Source organism: Aliinostoc maniaoense, assembly GCF_058172895.1.
On the sequence record NZ_CP187952.1, the window covers coordinates 3,234,633 to 3,252,311 of the forward strand.

Annotated in this window: 15 protein-coding genes; 8 read left to right on the forward strand and 7 right to left on the reverse strand. The window is 41.2% G+C overall.

The genetic code is table 11. The features are described from left to right. Window positions 1-156: 156 nt before the first annotated feature. Window positions 157-2,079: a transglycosylase domain-containing protein gene (locus ACPZ3T_RS14170; RefSeq protein ID WP_490276988.1), complete on the forward strand. Its 1,923-nt coding sequence runs from the start codon at window positions 157-159 to the stop codon at window positions 2,077-2,079. A gap of 477 nt (window positions 2,080-2,556) precedes the next feature. Here ACPZ3T_RS14170 and ACPZ3T_RS14175 read toward each other — a convergent pair whose 3' ends face one another. Then, entirely contained in the window at window positions 2,557-4,221 is a 1,665-nt protein-coding gene (locus tag ACPZ3T_RS14175; RefSeq protein ID WP_490276989.1) for a fasciclin domain-containing protein, read from the reverse strand. 759 nt (window positions 4,222-4,980) lie between these two features. Between ACPZ3T_RS14175 and ACPZ3T_RS14180 the strand changes: the two genes are divergently transcribed. From ACPZ3T_RS14180 to ACPZ3T_RS14190, 3 genes are all read left to right on the forward strand, one after another. Beyond that, entirely contained in the window at window positions 4,981-5,721 is a 741-nt protein-coding gene (locus ACPZ3T_RS14180) for a hypothetical protein (RefSeq protein ID WP_490276990.1), read from the forward strand. A gap of 150 nt (window positions 5,722-5,871) precedes the next feature. Next, window positions 5,872-6,639: a DUF1350 family protein gene (locus ACPZ3T_RS14185; RefSeq protein WP_490277220.1), complete on the forward strand. Its 768-nt coding sequence runs from the start codon at window positions 5,872-5,874 to the stop codon at window positions 6,637-6,639. A gap of 291 nt (window positions 6,640-6,930) precedes the next feature. Then, a complete protein-coding gene (locus ACPZ3T_RS14190) occupies window positions 6,931-8,067 on the forward strand; it encodes a PP2C family protein-serine/threonine phosphatase (protein WP_490276991.1) in 1,137 nt (378 codons plus the stop codon). Here ACPZ3T_RS14190 and ACPZ3T_RS14195 read toward each other — a convergent pair. The 4 genes from ACPZ3T_RS14195 to ACPZ3T_RS14210 all read right to left on the reverse strand — a co-directional run bounded on the left by ACPZ3T_RS14195 (window position 8,064) and on the right by ACPZ3T_RS14210 (window position 10,904). Further along, complete coding sequence (locus tag ACPZ3T_RS14195; protein WP_490277221.1) at window positions 8,064-8,390, reverse strand: STAS domain-containing protein; 327 nt, start codon at window positions 8,388-8,390, stop codon at window positions 8,064-8,066. The genes ACPZ3T_RS14190 and ACPZ3T_RS14195 overlap by 4 nt on opposite strands. A gap of 672 nt (window positions 8,391-9,062) precedes the next feature. Continuing rightward, on the reverse strand, window positions 9,063-9,710 hold the full coding sequence (gene grpE / locus ACPZ3T_RS14200) for a nucleotide exchange factor GrpE (RefSeq protein ID WP_490277222.1): 648 nt from the start codon (window positions 9,708-9,710) through the stop codon (window positions 9,063-9,065). A gap of 313 nt (window positions 9,711-10,023) precedes the next feature. After that, a complete protein-coding gene (locus ACPZ3T_RS14205; protein WP_490276992.1) occupies window positions 10,024-10,515 on the reverse strand; it encodes a Dps family protein in 492 nt (163 codons plus the stop codon). Between the two features lie 125 nt (window positions 10,516-10,640). Beyond that, a complete protein-coding gene (locus tag ACPZ3T_RS14210) occupies window positions 10,641-10,904 on the reverse strand; it encodes a ParB N-terminal domain-containing protein (protein WP_490276993.1) in 264 nt (87 codons plus the stop codon). 95 nt (window positions 10,905-10,999) lie between these two features. Between ACPZ3T_RS14210 and ACPZ3T_RS14215 the strand changes: the two genes are divergently transcribed. Next, window positions 11,000-12,664 (forward strand): SpoIID/LytB domain-containing protein, encoded by a 1,665-nt coding sequence (locus ACPZ3T_RS14215; RefSeq protein ID WP_490276994.1) that lies wholly within the window; start codon window positions 11,000-11,002, stop codon window positions 12,662-12,664. A gap of 387 nt (window positions 12,665-13,051) precedes the next feature. On the opposite strand, the gene ACPZ3T_RS14220 is transcribed toward ACPZ3T_RS14215, so the two are convergent. Beyond that, on the reverse strand, window positions 13,052-13,345 hold the full coding sequence (locus tag ACPZ3T_RS14220) for a ferredoxin (protein WP_490276995.1): 294 nt from the start codon (window positions 13,343-13,345) through the stop codon (window positions 13,052-13,054). A gap of 331 nt (window positions 13,346-13,676) precedes the next feature. Between ACPZ3T_RS14220 and ACPZ3T_RS14225 the strand changes: the two genes are divergently transcribed. Then, window positions 13,677-14,657: a Gfo/Idh/MocA family protein gene (locus ACPZ3T_RS14225; RefSeq protein WP_490276996.1), complete on the forward strand. Its 981-nt coding sequence runs from the start codon at window positions 13,677-13,679 to the stop codon at window positions 14,655-14,657. Beyond that, the gene (map, locus tag ACPZ3T_RS14230) at window positions 14,654-15,424 is read left to right on the forward strand and encodes a type I methionyl aminopeptidase (protein ID WP_490276997.1); all 771 of its coding nucleotides are present in this window, start codon (window positions 14,654-14,656) and stop codon (window positions 15,422-15,424) included. The genes ACPZ3T_RS14225 and map overlap by 4 nt, the downstream gene beginning before the upstream one ends. Before the next feature lie 246 nt (window positions 15,425-15,670). Here map and galE read toward each other — a convergent pair whose 3' ends face one another. Further along, on the reverse strand, window positions 15,671-16,669 hold the full coding sequence (gene galE, locus ACPZ3T_RS14235) for a UDP-glucose 4-epimerase GalE (RefSeq protein ID WP_490276998.1): 999 nt from the start codon (window positions 16,667-16,669) through the stop codon (window positions 15,671-15,673). 243 nt (window positions 16,670-16,912) lie between these two features. Here galE and fraI point away from each other — a divergent pair, with 243 nt between their 5' ends. Continuing rightward, window positions 16,913-17,620, forward strand: coding sequence for a septal nanopore formation protein FraI (gene fraI, locus ACPZ3T_RS14240; RefSeq protein WP_490276999.1), 708 nt, complete (start codon window positions 16,913-16,915; stop codon window positions 17,618-17,620). The last annotated feature ends 59 nt before the right edge of the window (window positions 17,621-17,679 follow it).

The following is a 17,679-nucleotide window of genomic DNA, read 5'->3' on the forward strand; positions in this document are numbered from 1 at the left end:
TAACTACGCTTTTTAGTTTAGGAGTTAGGTTGGTGATGTTGACGGCCAAATTGTCCGCCATTTCATCCGCCAAACTAATATAATTGCAAAAAATTAACCGCCCTGCTGCAAAGAATCAATTACAGTAATATTTACAAGTGAGGAAGTGAAATCGCCGTGTCGTCTAGGACTTTTGAAGAAAAGCAATCCCAACGTCAGACTTCATCGGGTTTTGAGTTTTTAAAAGGAGTTGGCCAGGTAGCTGGCGGTACTCTTTTATCAATCACGATGCTAGCAAGTTCTATTGTAGCCGGAGGGCTAGTTGGCCTAGCTATCAGCTTCCGCAACTTGCCAGATGTGAGGCAACTACGTAACTTTTTGCCCTCGGAAACGACGTACATTTATGACATTAAAGGGAAACTATTAACCAGTATCCACGGGGAAGCTAATAGAGAAGTTGTCCCTCTAGATAAAATTTCCCCCAATCTTAAACGGGCAGTACTGGCTAGTGAAGATAGTCACTTTTACTACCACCACGGCATTAACCCTACAGGGGTAGGGCGTGCTGTCGTTACTAACTTGGTGGCTGGTGGTGTGAAAGAGGGTGGCTCTACCATCACTATGCAGTTAGTCAAAAACCTGTTTTTGTCTCGCAGACGGGAATTTACCCGGAAGTTAGCTGAGGCAGTTCTAGCAATTCGTCTAGAGCAAATTTTGACTAAAGATCAAATTTTAGAAATGTACCTCAATCAAGTTTATTGGGGTCATAATAACTACGGTGTGCAAACCGCAGCCAGGAGTTATTTTAACAAGTCAGCTGAGTTCCTCACTTTGGCGGAATCAGCAATGATGGCTGGTTTAATTCAAGCACCAGAGGAATTTAGCCCCTTTGCCAATATGAAACTGGCGAAACAAAAACAAAGGGAAGTATTGGGCAGAATGCTGGACTTGAATTGGATCAGCCAACAAGAATATGATAATGCCCTCAAACAAGAAATTAAACTAGGCAGAATCAGGTCATTCCAAGGTAGTGCTTTACCATATATCACCAATAGTGTCGCACAGGAATTGGCGAAAAAATTTGGGCGCGAAGCATTGCTCAAAGGCGGAATGCGGGTACAAACTACCGTTGATGCTACTTTTCAACTAATGGCAGAAGATACTGTTAAAAAATGGCATAAAACACTGTCAGGACAAGGGTTAAGGAACAATCAAATCGCGCTGGTAGCAATTGATCCTCGTACTCATTTTGTCAAAGCCTTAGTTGGTGGTGTAGACTCGAAAAAAAGTGAATTTAACCGCGCTACCCAAGCCCAGCGTCAGCCAGGATCTTCTTTTAAGCCTTTTGTGTATTATGCCGCCTTTGCCACAGGCAAGTATGCACCAGATAGTACAGTTGTCGATTCTCCAGTCAGTTATCGAGATGGTAGCGGTTGGTACTATCCCCGAAACTATGATGGTGGTTTTGCCGGGGCGATGTCAATTCGCACCGCCTTAGCGCAATCACGAAATATTCCCGTGATTAAAATTGGCAAGGCTATAGGTATGAATCGAGTTGTAGAGACTTGCCGCATTTTAGGTATTAATAGCCCGATGGAACCTGTCACCTCTTTACCTCTGGGGGCAATTGGTGTCACACCTTTGGAAATGGCTACTGCCTACGCTACCTTTGCTAATTACGGTTGGCAGTCACCGCCGACAGTTATTGCCCGAATTACAGATAGCAGTAATAATGTATTATTAGATAATACACCTAAACCCCGACAGGTTTTAGATCCTTGGGCTTCAGCTGCCACAATAGATATAATGCGCGCAGTTATGACTGGTGGTACTGGTAGAGCTGCGGCGTTAGATAGACCATCAGCTGGTAAAACAGGTACAACTTCATCAGAAAAAGATATTTGGTTTGTAGGCACTGTACCACAGTTAACAACGGCTGTCTGGGTGGGTAGAGATGACAACAGACAACTAGCTAGCGGTGCAACTGGTGGTGGTATGGTAGCTCCTATTTGGAAGGACTTTATGACTAAAGCCCTCAAAGGTGTACCAGTGGAAAACTTTAAGTCACCTTCTCAGTTTCCTCGTCCCAAGGCTAATTAACAGTTATCAGTTATCAGTTATCAGTCACTGGTATTTTCAATGAATGACAGTATTAGCATCAAACAAAATAGTACAAAATATTGACTTTTGAGCCAGTTTATGTACTTTGGTTAATCAACTGGCTCACAAAAAATCACAACAATGATAAAACAACCAGGACTTATAGCAATTCTCTATGAAGTTGCGGCAAATATAATGATGTAGAGACGTTGCATGCAACGTCTCTACAGTACACAATAAAGTGCATCTTTATCAAGAAACGGTATTACGCAAGTGTCACCATCAATGCTTGGTGCGTGACTACGTTGAAATACCTCAAGAGCCTCAGACAACGGCAATAAAGCGAGAACTCAGAGCGGCGGCTTCCGCCGATTTGAAGTTCGGTGGGGAGGAAAATCCACACCGCTTTTTGCCTCCCCTACATCAAAAATATGCCAGTTGCGTGAGTTCTAACAACGTTATTTTTGGGAAGTTGGACTAGAAGTTATAACCTACTCCTAATAACAAGCCAACATCAGTTTCATCTACAAAAGCAGCATTTACAGCACCCGTTAGTGTAAAGCGATTACCCAAGGGAACATCTACACCACCAGTCAGCAGAAAACCAAGATCAGCATCGCCACTAGCTTCAATTGCTACACCAGCACCAACATAAGGCGATACAGAAAACTGTTGTACAACACCAGGTTCTACTTCACGGGGGGCAAAATCGAAAGTTAAAGGTACAAGAAATACGGTGTCATCACCAAAAATTGCTGATGGACGTACTGATAAAGTCCGGGTTAAACCAATTTTGCTGATGACTGCCAAGTTACTTTCACTCAAAGCTGTGTCACCACCTAAACCAATGTTACCAGCTACGCCGACATAACTAGAGCCTCCACGGGTAGTTCTTCCTAGTGTCACATCGTTATTAGGTGTTTGTGCTTGATTGTTTTGGTTTTGTGGTTGTTGACTGGTTAAGTTAGGTGGAATCAGAATTTGGTTAATGGGATATATCACTCCGTTGCTAGCTTGAATATTCGGTTGAATTACTCTAGCTGCGTTGACTGTAATCTGATTGTTAGCACTGTCAACTTGAATATTTACAGGTGAATCCTCAACGGTTTTTAATTCTCCAGATGAGAGTTGATTAGGTGTTAACTCGCCTGGAACTACGTGATATCGCAATATCTTAATGAGTAATTCTCTATTTTCAGGTTGCTGCAACTGTTGTAAAGTACCAGGTGGTAAGGCAGCAAAGGCTTCGTTAGTGGGTGCAAAAACTGTATAAGGGCCTGGCTGTTGTAAGGTATCTACTAAGCCGGCTGTTTTGAGTAAAGAAGTTAAGGTACTAAAAGAATTACTACCCGCAGCTAGAGAAACAATGTCATTGCCAGTTTGGGTATTGCCACTGGCTTCACCGACTATATAATTAGTAGCTGCAAGATTGTTAGTGATGGGTTGCACCTGTCCTTGCTTGACTAAGGCTTGATATAACAATGCGGCTGCTTCTGCGCGAGTCAGAGAATCTTGGGGATTGAGTTGTTTGACATTGGGATAGTTGACAACCATGTTGGCTTGTGTCGCCGCCGCCACAGAATTTACAGCATAATTGGGAATGGCTGAAGCATCTGTATAGTAAGTATTGACTACATCTGATGCAGAGTTGCTAGTTTCTAAGTTTAAACCACTGGCTAAAGCAGCGATCGCTTGCACTTTAGGAATCTGTTGATTTGGTAAAAATACATCCCCTGGATAGCCTGCCATAAATCCAGTTTCGTATGCTTCTCTAATGGCTGCATTTGCCCAGTAGCTCGGCGGTACATCTCTAAATCCATCTCCACCTAATTGTCTAACTGGTTGTTGGTTAAAAGCTTTCTGAATCATTGTGGCAAATTCTGCCCGACTCACTGATTGGTTAGGCTTGAATGTGCCATCAGGAAACCCAGCAATAATATTTCTTTCGGCTAGAGTTTGAATAAATGGACTCGCCCAATAATCTGTACCAACATCAGTAAAATTAGTAACTGTAGTTGTAGCGGGAACAGTAGTTTGCGCTAAAGCTACAGTAGAAATCATCACAGGAGAAATTGTAGCCGCAGCTACTCCTAAAGCTAGTAAATTTGCACTTGTTGATGACCAGCGAAAGAAATGATTCACAAATATATCCTCCAAAAAATCAGATTTTTCTCTCAATTGGTATATTTAAATTCCGCAAATATCCAATACTTAGTTGAGTAAAAACCATATTTATCTTGATTACTTCTTGATAATAATTACGTTATTCACTCAACAAACATCTATCAAAAAATATATTTTTATTCAAAATATTTAAAATTTGATATCCATTCTGATATGAGAGCAAAACTTTGTTTGAGATAACAGAGCTTTATCTTTGACTATATCTAATTTTTCACCTGTAACCCGGAATCAACAACTAGCTAAAGGTGAAAGTTTTATGAATCACTTTCATCCTTTAGATAGTTGATCATATGCTTGAATACTCAATTCCTCGTTAGCAATTAAGTTGTTTTAGCTAACTCAATACTCATCCACAAAATATATTTTATTCTTTCTGTGTAGATTAAACATAGTCGAAATTATAGAAGAAATAATCTCCATTAAAAATTACTTGTGCATGGAAATTTGAAGTGATTAATATGACGAATTAGTGTCAATATGGCAATTATATAATAGTATCAAATGACACATAACAACCATTGAAAGTGATTTGATCGCTCAATTGCGAATTGTTTTAATACTTTCCACTCTTTATTGATAAGAATCTAACCAGATTCATAGATATGTTTTCTTTGTGAATTTTAATTAAAGTTACAAAAATAGACAAAATACTTGCATGATTAGCCATCTACAAATTTGATTGTTATATTGTATGAAATAATCACTATTGTGGTGAAAATGGGGAAAACTGTGCGTAATGATTTACAAGGCTTAGATATTAGTCAAAAAGAACTGCAAAAATTGACTAATTTGCCTGTTAAGGATGAACTAGTCATCATCATTAACCCTTTAAAAGAGATCGGTAAGACGGTTATCGAGAAACTGCAAGGCTCTGAAGCAGCTACGGTATTGTTCTTGAGCTTTTCTATATTTGTATTGAGCTATCTGATCCTAGATATTCTGCTGAAGATATTTGCTAACTGGATCACGATTCCGGCTTGGTTGTTATTAATATTACTATGTTTTCTTGGGGGGATAGTTACCCAAATTGGGCTATACTACTGGTGGCGACAAAGACTGCAAATACTGGAAGAGAATATGAGCCATTCTCTACAAATTCTGTTAAATGATGTTGATAGATATAATGCTGTAATTAAAGCTATAGACATTAATGACCAAATAGAAGCGGCTGGTAATCCAGAGGTGAATATAAAAGAGAGAGAAAAAGTAATTGCGGCTTTAAAATTAACAAGAGATGATTTAGTAAGAGCTTTAAAGACAGAAAGAGTGCTGCGAGAAAATAAAAACTTTATTCTCAGTAATACAGAATTATTTACTAATAATTTAGCAACTTTAACGGCAATGCAAGTTACAGAACAAGCTACTGAGCATGGGCGGTTACTCAATGAAGCATTGCAAATTGCTTTAGATGTGCAACATGAAATGAAAAGCTTACAAAATGCCAAGAGGGATAGTTAAGGTATGAAGCATCTAATTTGCACATTGAGGCAGCAGGGGGGAGAAAAGAAGAGTTATCGAGTAAATGGTAACTGATAACTGATAACTGATAACTGAATAATGCCCCACTAGGGTCTAACATAAAGAAGTGTGAATAAAGCGATCGCTGGCATGGATTGGAAAGAAATTAGAGGCAACTGGGTACTGATTCCACCAAATCCTATCGGTATCATTCATTTCTTAGGAGGTGCATTTGTAGCTACTGCACCCCACTTAACTTACCGATGGCTACTAGAACAGCTAGCAGCTAAAGGATATGTGATTATTGCTACGCCTTTTGTGAATACATTAGATCATATTGCGATCGCTAAATCTGTACTCCTGAATTTTGATCGCACCATAGAACGATTACATGACTCTGGTAAACTACGCAAAGTCTACCTCCCCACCTATGGACTTGGACATAGTATGGGTTGCAAACTCCACTTGCTCATCGGTAGTCTATTTCCAGTAGAACGGGCAGGCAATATTTTAATATCCTTCAATAACTACGCTGCCAAGGATGCTATTCCTCTAGTGGAACAGTTCAATTCGACTGTAATGATTGAATTTACTCCCTCACCCTTAGAAACTAACAAAATCGTCCAAGAAGCTTATAACGTCCGTCGTAACTTATTGATTAAATTCAATAACGATACCCTTGATCAATCAGTGCCATTAACTAAAATCTTACAAGCACGCTTTCCTGAAATGGTGACAGCCCAAATCTTACCAGGAACACACACCACACCCTTAGGCCAAGACATCAAATGGCAAATGGGAGCATCCTTCACCCCCTTAGATGCTTTGGGACAGTGGTTTAGACAAGAAGTATATCGTGATTTAAACGAGCTAAAACGCTCCTTACTATTATGGTTGAATCCTCTCTCACCTCCGTAGATATTGGGGGTTGGGGGTTGGGGGTTGGGGACTGGGGAGACAAGGAAGTAGACACACATCTTGCACCTCGGTTAAAAACCGGGTTTCTTGCAAATCCCTCAGCTTAAAACCTTAATCTTTCGTTCAGAAACCCGGTTTTTTAGGGATTGTTGAGAGTTCGGACTCAAGGGAAACCGCCAAGATTTTGACTGCCTCACAGTCAACATTTATAGTGATAATACTCAACTATTAATATTGATAATATTTTTATGCTTAATAACTAACTATTAATTAACCGTGTCCCCCAACCCGATGTTTAAAATACTTGTCATTGATGATGATCCCTCTATCCAAATACTACTCAAAAGAATTTTACAAAGACAGGGTTATGAGGTAATTGTTGTTAACAATGGTGAAGAGGGAATTGCTCAAGTACTAGCTCACCGTCCAGCATTAATTATTTGTGATTGGATTATGCCTGGATTGAATGGGTTAGAAGTGTGTAATCGAATTAAAACTGATCCTAATCTCTCTACTATCTTTTTTATATTATTAACATCCTTAGATTCTGTGGCGGATCGTGTTAAAGGTTTGGATGCTGGTGCTGATGATTTTATCACTAAACCAATTGAACAAAATGAGTTACAAGCTAGGGTAAGAGCCGGATTGAGATTGCATCAATTGAGCCAGGATTTGCGAACTCAAAAGTTACTCTTAGAAGGAGAGCTAACCGAAGCCGCCGAATATGTGCGATCGCTTCTACCTGAACCTATGACTAAACCTTTTACCATTAATTCTCGATTCATTCCATCTCGACAACTCGGAGGTGATTGTTTTGATTATTACTGGCTAGATCATGATGCGATCGCTATCTACTTACTAGACACGGCTGGACACGGACTCAAAGCCACTCTTCCCTCGATTTCTGTACTGAATCTTTTGCGTTCCCGCGCTCTCAAAAGTTTGAATTACTATCAACCCAGTGATGTACTAAAAGCCTTGAATGAAACCTTTCAAATGAACTATCAAAATGATAAATATTTCACTATTTGGTATGGAGTTTATAACCGAGCCACACGAGAGTTAACTTATGCAAGTGCTGGACATCCACCAGCTATATTAATATCTGGAACATCTCCAACTAGCAATGAAGTCCAACTTTTGAGAACTCCTGGTATGCCAGTTGGTATGTTTCCAGAAGCAGAATATATCGATGCCTCCTGCAATGTTAAACAATTCAGTAGTCTTTATATTTTTAGTGATGGTGCTTACGAAATCACTAAACCAGATGGCACACTCTGGAATCTAGATGCTTTTGTGCAGATTCTCACTAGTGTCCATCGTACTGCTGAGTATCAACTCGATTATGTGTTGAACTACCTCACTGCTTTAAACTGCAAAGAAACTTTTGAAGATGATTTATCCATTCTTCAAGTCAAATTTGACTAGTTTCTTGATAAAATAGCTTGATTAAAATCATCTTGATTCTGAAAAATTTCAAATACTTTATCCATACCAGTCAGTTCAAATAAAATTCTTACTTGTTCATTAATTGAGCAAAGAAATAGTTTAGTCCCTGCGGCTCTCAAGGTTTTAAACGCTAACACCAAAGACCCCAAAGCCGAACTGTCCATAAAAGTTACTTCTTGACAATCTACTAAAACAATTTTAGTACCACTGTCTACAATGTGAGTGATTTTCTCTCTTAATTCTAGAGAGTTTGCAGTATTGATAATTCCAGAGAGTTTAATAACTTTTACTTCCTGATTCATTGTATTTTTAACCAAATTGCTGTCGGAGAGTATTCCAATATTTGCCAATATTATATAGCCATCAGCTATATTTTTTGAGAATAAGTTAGTACAATCAAACTAGTAAATTCATTCATAAGTCATCTCTCATTTATTCAAAAGCTAACTTATGAGCAATTAATTGTATTTGAAGGCACAATGTTGATATACCAATCTCAAAAGATTAATAGAAGGAAGCATATTTTATTTACTAATCGGTAATTAATAAACTGAGATTTATCATCTGTTTCTATTTTCTGCATTTCTAGCCTCCTTTCGGCTAATTGGTATAAGTAAGAGATATGAACATAACTTAGTCTCACCAACAAATTTTGTATCTCTTGCACCAAAATGATAATATCTCGATAAAAATTTGGAAAAGTCAGCCAAAAGTTCATCAATTTTTTTTATCCCTAGACATTATCAAAACTCAAAATTGATCTGAAGTCAAAATACTATAGATAAATCCTCCTTATGGTGTAGATTTTGCCTATCCCTAGCAATTTCCGCAGGGTAGGTAAGGGAATGTTGGTTTCTGTCCTTTTACATCTTGACAGCCCCGGAAATCAGGATTACAACTACTGACACTCAAAGATTAGATACACCATTATGTCTTAATATTCCCAATATCTTCAATTTCTCATCGGTAAGTCCCTAACTCATAGGACTGACTTTGGCTCGATAAAGTAACTTGTCGCCTTGGAGATAGCCAGTGTAGCGGATTTTAACTATTTCTCCTGGTTGTGCAGTTCCTTCTAATAATTGGTGTAGTTGGGGATTGTAAGGTAATTCTGCGCCTACAGGTGCGATCGCTTCTACCCCCCAGGCTTGTAATAATTTTTCTAAAGGTTTTTGTACTAAAGGCAAGATTTTGACTGCTGCTAGTTCGGGATTCTCTTGTGCTTTTTGGGCGGCTGTCGGCCATTGTAATAACAAAGATTCCAGCAGTTGTAAACTCGACTGCTGGAACTCTTGTAACAATATTTCTCGCTGTTGTTGTAGTTGTAATTGCGATCGCTCGTATTCTTGTTTTAAATCGGCAAATTCTTGGGGATTGGGGCTTGGGGTTTGGGGTTTGGCACTCAAGACGGCAAAAGTTTCTACGAATTGACTCAAGCTGATTTCTAGTACTTGAGATAATTTCAGTAGTACATCTAGCCGCATTTGTTCTAGTTTCCCCTGCCGTAATCGCAATATCTGCCGCTCCGAAACACCAGCAGCACGACTTAAAGCTCTAAAACTAGAAATACCTACCGCTTGCATTAAGTTTTGTAACTGAGAAGTGCGATCGCAATTAGACATATTTGGGCATGGGGCATAGGGTATAGGGCATAGGGCATAGGGCATTGGGCATTGGGAATGGCTCAGGGTGTGGGAGGTGTGGGAGGTGTGGGAGGTGTGGGATGGTGGAGAACAAATCTTTCCCCCCACACTCCCCTCTCTCCCCACACTCCCCTCTCTCCCCACACTCCCCTCTCTCCCCACACTCCCCTCTCTCCCCACACTCCCCTCTCTCCCCACACTCCCCTCTCCCTTGTCTCCCTTGTCTCCCTTGTCTCCCTTGTCTCCCTTGTCTCCCTTGTCTCCCCAATCCCCAGTCCCCAATCCCCAGTCCCTATTCTTCCAGCAAACTTCTCAACATCCAAGCAGTTTTTTCATGCACCTGCATCCGTTGAGTTAATAAATCGGCGGTGGGTTCGTCGTTGACTTCATCAACTACAGGAAAAATTGATCGTGCAGTTCTCACGACTGCTTCCTGTCCTTCCACTAATAAACGAATCATATCAGTAGCTTTAGGTACACCAGACGTTTCAGGAATGGAACTGAGTTTGGCATATTCACTATAAGTTCCTGGTGCGGGATAACCCAATGCTCTGATTCTCTCGGCAATTAAATCCACTGCCAAAGCTAATTCTGTATACTGAGTCTCAAACATCAGGTGCAATGTTTGGAACATTGGCCCCGTCACATTCCAATGGAAGTTATGGGTTTTTAGATACAGTGTATAGGTATCAGCTAACATCCGAGATAAGCCTTCGGCAATCTTCCCTCTGTTGGCATCATCAATACCGATATTTATATTTTTAATTGTTGCTTCAGATGACATGAATTTTCTCCTAATTGAGTAATGATGTATTGGGGCATTGGGATAAGAGGAATTAGGGCAGGGGGCAGGGTGCAAGGGGGAGAACTTCCCCTTTTCTCCCTGCTCTCTGCTCCCCAGCCTATTATCTATGCCAAGTGCATCTTGAGAACACTACGTGGAGCTTTCCGAACTCTAGCTAAAATGGTTTGTTTACCTAAACGTTGGCAGGCTTCATAGCGATGGCAACCAGAAAAGCCATAATATTGTCCATCTACTTCTAGGACATCAATGGGTTCTTGCTGTCCTATTGCTGCTATCGATGCCATTAAGGTTTGCACTTTGTCGGCATCGTTGCTACGGGGCAATGGCCTGTGAATTTGATTTAATGGAATTTCTTGTATCCTAACCATGAGGAGTTAACCCACTAAATTCTGTTTCGTAATCTCTAAATAAATCATACTCGTTATGACTTCGTTTCGCAACTCTTTCGGAGAGCAAAAGGCTCATGCGACACAATCACCACGCCACTAAGCAAGTGCGAAAACTGCTGCCTAGCAGCGATACCAAGCATCGGAGAGCCAGAAAATATTCATTTTGGCGTTTTTCCTTGACTGTGCTGATGACTTTGAGTTTGTTGGGATTGACGGGTGCATCAGGTACTGAAGACAAAGTTAAGGATTTAAATTTGAGAATTGGGATCGTACAGCGATTTGGTGCAGAACCTACAGCTAAACTGCAACTAGAACCCACCAAAGACGATCGCTTACAACTGAGGTTTCAAGAAGGGAACAAACCAAAGACGCTGATTACCTCCAAGCCTGTGCAGCTGGAAACAGTGATGCAGCCTTTAGCTAGCCCAGCTATTGGAGAGGTGTTAGTTTTAGGCACATACAGCACCTACGAAACGGCGGAAGATAGTGCTAACAAATGGCGATCGCAAGGAATTGCGGTAGAGATAGCCCAGCCTGATCGTTGGCAGGTGTGGGCAAAGCGGGAGGTTTATAATACACCTTTGTTGCGTCGTTTGTTGTTTAAAAACGTACAAGCTACGGGGAATCAGTTAGCATTTATTAACACTCAAGTTTCCCCGGCAATTCCGCAAGTGAATTGGATCATCAACGGCAAACGCTACAGCCCTAAAAATGTAGAGATTAGCACAACTAAAAACTTGATCCGAGTTAAACAAGGTGAAAAACTAGACACAACTCGTGTTTATGCAGGCAAAATTAATTTTCAGCCCAACGCTTACGGTACATACACTCTCGTCAATCAAGTTCCCTTAGAAATTTATTTGCGTGGTGTTGTTCCCCACGAAATTGGCACAAACGCACCAACAGCCGCCCTAGAAGCCCAAGCAATTATCGCGCGCACTTACGCCTTGCGAAATTTACGCAGATTTACGATAGATGACTATGAGTTATGTGCTAATACACACTGTCAAGTTTATTATGGACTGACAGGAACAAGCTCTAAAACCGATCAGGCGATCGCCGCTACTAGAGGTAAAGTATTAACCTATAACAATCAGCTAGTAGATGCCCTCTACTCTTCCACTACCGGGGGTGTAACAGCTTACTTTAGCGATGTTTGGAACGGTGAAAATCGTCCTTATTTACGTCCAGTTGTGGATACACCGACAAAATTATGGGACTTATCCAAACAGAGTCTCGCGGACGAAAAGAACTTTCAGAAATTTATTAGCCTCAAACAAGGATTTAATGAAAGCCAATGGAATGTATTTCGCTGGTATAAAGAAACACCATTAGACCAAATTACTCAAGACCTACAGAAATTTTTGCGGGCGAAAAAGAATCCCTATGCCAAATTCCAAAAAATCGAGGCTATGTCCATAACCGAACGCAGTCGAAGCGGCAGGATTCTGAAGCTAGCGGTGAAAACAGATATTGGCACTTTTACCCTGCACAAAGATGAAGTGCGTAGTGCCTTTGCTGCCCCTAGAAGTACATTGTTTTATATAGTGCCACTGAATAAAGGTGAAACAGAATTGTGGGGATATGCCTTTATTGGCGGTGGCTTAGGACATGGAGTAGGATTAAGTCAGACAGGAGCGCAAAATTTAGCTAAATTAGGTTGGTCAAGCCAGAAAATTTTGCAGTTTTATTATCCTGGAACAGAAATTAAACCGCTCAGTGAGCAAATCAAATTTTAAAAATCAGGGAATGTTGACAAAGGAAAGTAACTTACAGTAAAAAATGTTTCATTATGACCAAACAATTTTAGATTTGCGTTAGCGTAGGGGACGCAGCGCAGCAAGTATTTTAGATTTGTTCTACCCGCGCTTTGGTGGAGCTTCTACCAAAAACAATCCAAAATCCAAAATTCGGATGGTCAACATTGCAATTTTAATATTTATGTAAGGAGTCAGGATTCAGAATAATCATCTGCGGAACCTGTATCTGAGTCATCTTACCAACAAGCTTTCCATCTACTATTAACTCTATCCTTTTGGGGATGGAGTTATTTTATGCCCATAGCCTGCCCGCAGGCTATTCTGAATAATATTCTGACCCCTTGCCAAGATTAGTTTATTTCACTCTTAGTAGAGTTCTTCTTCTTTGTGAGTTTCGATGGTGACATCAGAAGTAGGATATGCAACACAGGTGAGTACATATCCAGCTTGGATTTGATCGTCATCCAAGAAAGACTGATCGGATTGGTCTACTGTACCACTAACCAATTTACCAGCACAGGTAGAACAAGCACCAGCACGGCAGGAGTAGGGCAGATCAAGACCTTGCTCTTCAGCAACATCTAAAATGTATTCATCATCGGGTACATCAATGGTGTTTGTACCATCAGGTGTAACGAGTGTAACTTTGTAGGTTGCCATTTGATTAATCCTCTCTTTAACGGACGGCAGTGTTTAATTTATCCCAAAGCAATTCCTACGGCTGATCTAAGAGATGATGCCGCGATTTCAAATTTGCTTCAATTCTGATACTACGAGAAAAATTAAAGTATGTAACAAGAAATCCACCGCGATTAGTAATGAGATTTAGTTATTAGATAACAATAAGTTTTATTTATACATTGAGTAACTCTATATCTTGACTATCAGCAAAAACTATATGTCCCCAATCCCCAGTCCCCAATCCCCAATCCCCAATCCCCAAAGCCCAACACTTAGTTATAATGCAAAGGCAGCTTTGGGATAAGCAATAGTGCGTGTGGGCTTAGTTGGTACTGGATATGCAGCAAAACTACGGGCAGAAGCTCTAGTACAAGATCAACGTTCAGATTTAGTGGCAGTTGCGGGAAATACGTTAGTCAGAACCCAAACCTTTGCTCAAGACTACCAGAGTGAAGCAATGGCATCTTGGGAAGATTTGGTAGAACGAGAAGATATAGATTTAGTCGTGATCTCTACAATTAACCGTGATCATGGAGCGATCGCCCGTGCAGCATTGTTGGCAAACAAACACGTAGTGGTAGAATATCCTCTAGCTGTGGATGTAACCGTAGCTGAGGAATTACTAGCTTTAGCCCAAGAGCGCAAAAAATTACTCCACGTCGAACATATTGAACTTTTAGGCGGACTGCATCAAGCCTTAAAGCAAAACCTAGAGAAAGTCGGACATTTATTTTACGTGCGCTACTGCACGATCAATCCCCAAAATCCTGCACCCCAAAAATGGACGTATAATCACGAAATGTTTGGTTTTCCTCTCATCGGCGCACTTTCACGGCTGCATCGTCTGATTGATTTATTTGGAGAAGTATTTTCCGTTAACGCTCATCAACGGTATTGGCAAACAGTACCAGAATCAGACTATTACCAAACCTGTTTCTGCATGACACAAATGTGCTTTGACAGTGGTTTATTAGCACAAGTCATTTATGGTAAAGGTGAAAGCTTGTGGCAGCATGAACGAAAATTTGAAGTGCATGGGGAAAATGGGGCGTTAATTTTTGATGGAGATACAGGATTTTTCGTTCAAGCTGGGGAAACTACACCCATAGAGGTAGGAACTCGCAGGGGTTTATTTGCCAAAGATACAACTATGGTGTTAGATCATTTATTTCATGGCACACCTTTGTACGTCACCCCAGAGCAAAGCTTGTATACTCTAAAAGTTGCCGATGCTGCAAAAAGAGCCGCACAGACAGGTTTAACCGTATTTGTGACAGATAAAAGTTCATGAAAACTGAGATAATTGTCATCTTATCCCAAAGAGAAATAGAAAAAATGCGGCAGGCGGGACGCTTGGCAGCTAAACTACTACAGCATTTAGAACAATTTGTCAAGCCAGGAGTCACAACCCTCGAACTAAATGACGAAGCCGAACGCTGGACACAGGCGCACGGAGCAAAAAGCGCGCCTCTCAATTACAAAGGCTTTCCTAAGTCAATTTGTACCAGCGTCAATGAAGTCATCTGTCATGGCATTCCCAACGCTAAACAGGTTCTGAAAGAGGGTGACATTATTAATATTGATGTCACACCAATTGTTGATGGCTACCACGGTGATACATCCAAAACTTTTATTGTGGGGAGTGCTTCTCCAACAGCCCAGAAACTCGTGGAAGTCACTGAAAAGTGCCTGTACTTAGGGATTGCCGAAGTCAAACCAGGAGCGCGCATTGGTGATATTGGTGCGGCTATTCAAGAGTATGCCGAAGCACAAGGCTTTTCTGTGGTGCGTGATTTTGTTGGACATGGTATCAGCCATATTTTCCACACTGCACCGGATATTCCCCACTACGGCACAAGAGACAAAGGCAAACGTTTACGGCCAGGAATGGTATTTACCATTGAGCCAATGATTAACGAAGGCACGTATGAAGCAGAAATGCTCAGTGATGGTTGGACAGCCGTAACGCGCGATCGCAAATTATCCGCACAATTTGAACACACTGTCGTTGTTACAGAAAATGGTGTGGAAATTTTGACGTTAGCAGAAGGGGTGTAGGGGAGCAGAGGGCAGGGGGCAGGGAGCAGGGAGCAGGGAGCAGGGAGCAGGGAGTAGGGAGCAGGGGGAGACAAGGAAGACAAGGAAGACAAGGAAGACAAGGAAGACAAGGAAGACAAGGAAGACAAGGAAGAAATATTTACCCCAATGCCCCATGCCCCATGCCCCATGCCCCATGCCCCATGCTCCATGCCCCATGCCCCATTCCCCATTCCCCATTCCCCATTCCCCATGCCCCATCCCCCCTTATTTATGTCTCTTTAAATGCCATTGCCAGGCGTGGTTGACAATATCTTGAATGTCTGGGTATTGGGGTTGCCAGCCGAGGATTTTTCGGGCTTTTTCGCCGCTACCGATTAAACTGGGGGGATCTCCGGGGCGGCGATCGCATTCTGTAATTGGTATATTTAATCCTGTCACCTGTGCGGCGGCTGCTATGACTTCTCTGACTGAGAAGCCTTGGCCATTACCTAAATTAAAAAATTCGCTCTCTCCACCTTTTAATAAATACTCCAGCCCTAAAATGTGGGCATCGGCTAAGTCGCTGACGTGAATATAGTCCCGAATACAAGTACCATCTGGGGTGGGGTAATCTGTGCCAAAAATGGAGATGGATTGGCGTTTACCTAATGCTGTCAGTAGTACCAAGGGAATTAAATGGGTTTCGGGGTTGTGATCTTCACCTAATAAACCATCAGGATGTGCGCCAGCCGCGTTAAAATAACGAAAACGGACTGATTTTAAACCGTAAGCTTGATCAAAATCCGTTAAAATCCGCTCTACCATTAATTTTGTCGCACCGTAGGGATTAATGGGATTTTGGGGGTGGTTTTCGGGAATCGGCACAATATCCGGTACACCATAGGTGGCACAAGTCGAAGAAAAGACAAAATTCTTAATAGATGCCGCCAACATTGCTTCTAAAAGAACGAGCGTACCTAAAACATTATTGCGGTAATATTTAGCGGGGTCTGTCACTGATTCGCCTACATAAGCATAGGCAGAAAAGTGCATAACGGCAGCAAAATTACGGCTTTTAAATAAATTATCTAACAGGGGGCGATCGCTAGTATCACCAACAATCAATTCGACTTGTAAAACCTTTTCTACCAAGTCACGATGCCCATAAACCAAGTTATCTAGTATTACCACGTCATAACCTGCTTGCTTGAGAGCAAATACGGTATGTGAACCGATATACCCTGCTCCCCCCGTTACTAAAATGCTGGGCTTTCCAGGCGACATAGTTTTTCCTTTTGAGTCACAACTACTCAATTAATTTAACTAATTCGCTGGTGTAGCAGATAACTAATCTGGAAAATTATAAATATTAGACCCAGTGTCAAAAAATTGCACTAAAATCACTACGACGGTAGTCTTTGGTGTGAGGGTTGGGATATTTTAAGTCAAAATTACAGTTGACAATAAAATCAATCCACTTTATGAAACCTCTAGGCTCACCGCAAAAGGAGATTTGAGTGTAAATCTATGTTTGAACTTTTAAGCCGGGTACTGCTGTGGTTACTGATTGGTACTATCGCATACACTGTGTTTCAGAAATTTTATCCTTCCGGCACTTTTGTGGGGCGATTAGTATTTGTGATCTTGATGATTGTGATCGCCTTATCATTTATCAACCCCAATGAACCAGCTGTAGCATCTTTGTGGAGATTAGTATCATTTCCCCTAAAACCCTTGGGAGCGTCAGTATTGATGCTGATTTTTGCCGCGCAGAAAATTAAAGGGGGTGGAATTGATAAACCAGGAGGATTTTTAGTGGGTTGGTCACTGACAATTTTACTTTTATCCAGTACACCAGCGATCGCCTACTTTTTGATCAGAGCGCCCTTAGCTACCCAAGGAGCAATAATTCCCACCTATGAGCTATCATCTCAATCTCAAACAGTTGTAGCCTTGGGGACACCTACTAACCCCACACAAGTTACAGATGTGCTTGGAGATGCTATCTTGCCCAATACAGCCATTAATCAGACAACTTTAGCCTTCAAGTACTGGGAAACCAAAATCCCTCCTTACCTGTTACAGAATCCTCAAGAAATTACACAACGAGGCTTAAGACTAGAAGACTTTGTACCCAGTGCAGAAACACTGCAACTCACAACTAGAGTCTGGGATAGTTATCTAAGTCAGATTTACACATTCTTACGTGGTCGTAGGGCGGGAAATAATACGTAATTCGTAATTCCGCTACGCTCTAAGCGCAGCTATGCCGTAGGCTTTACGTAGTTCGTCAT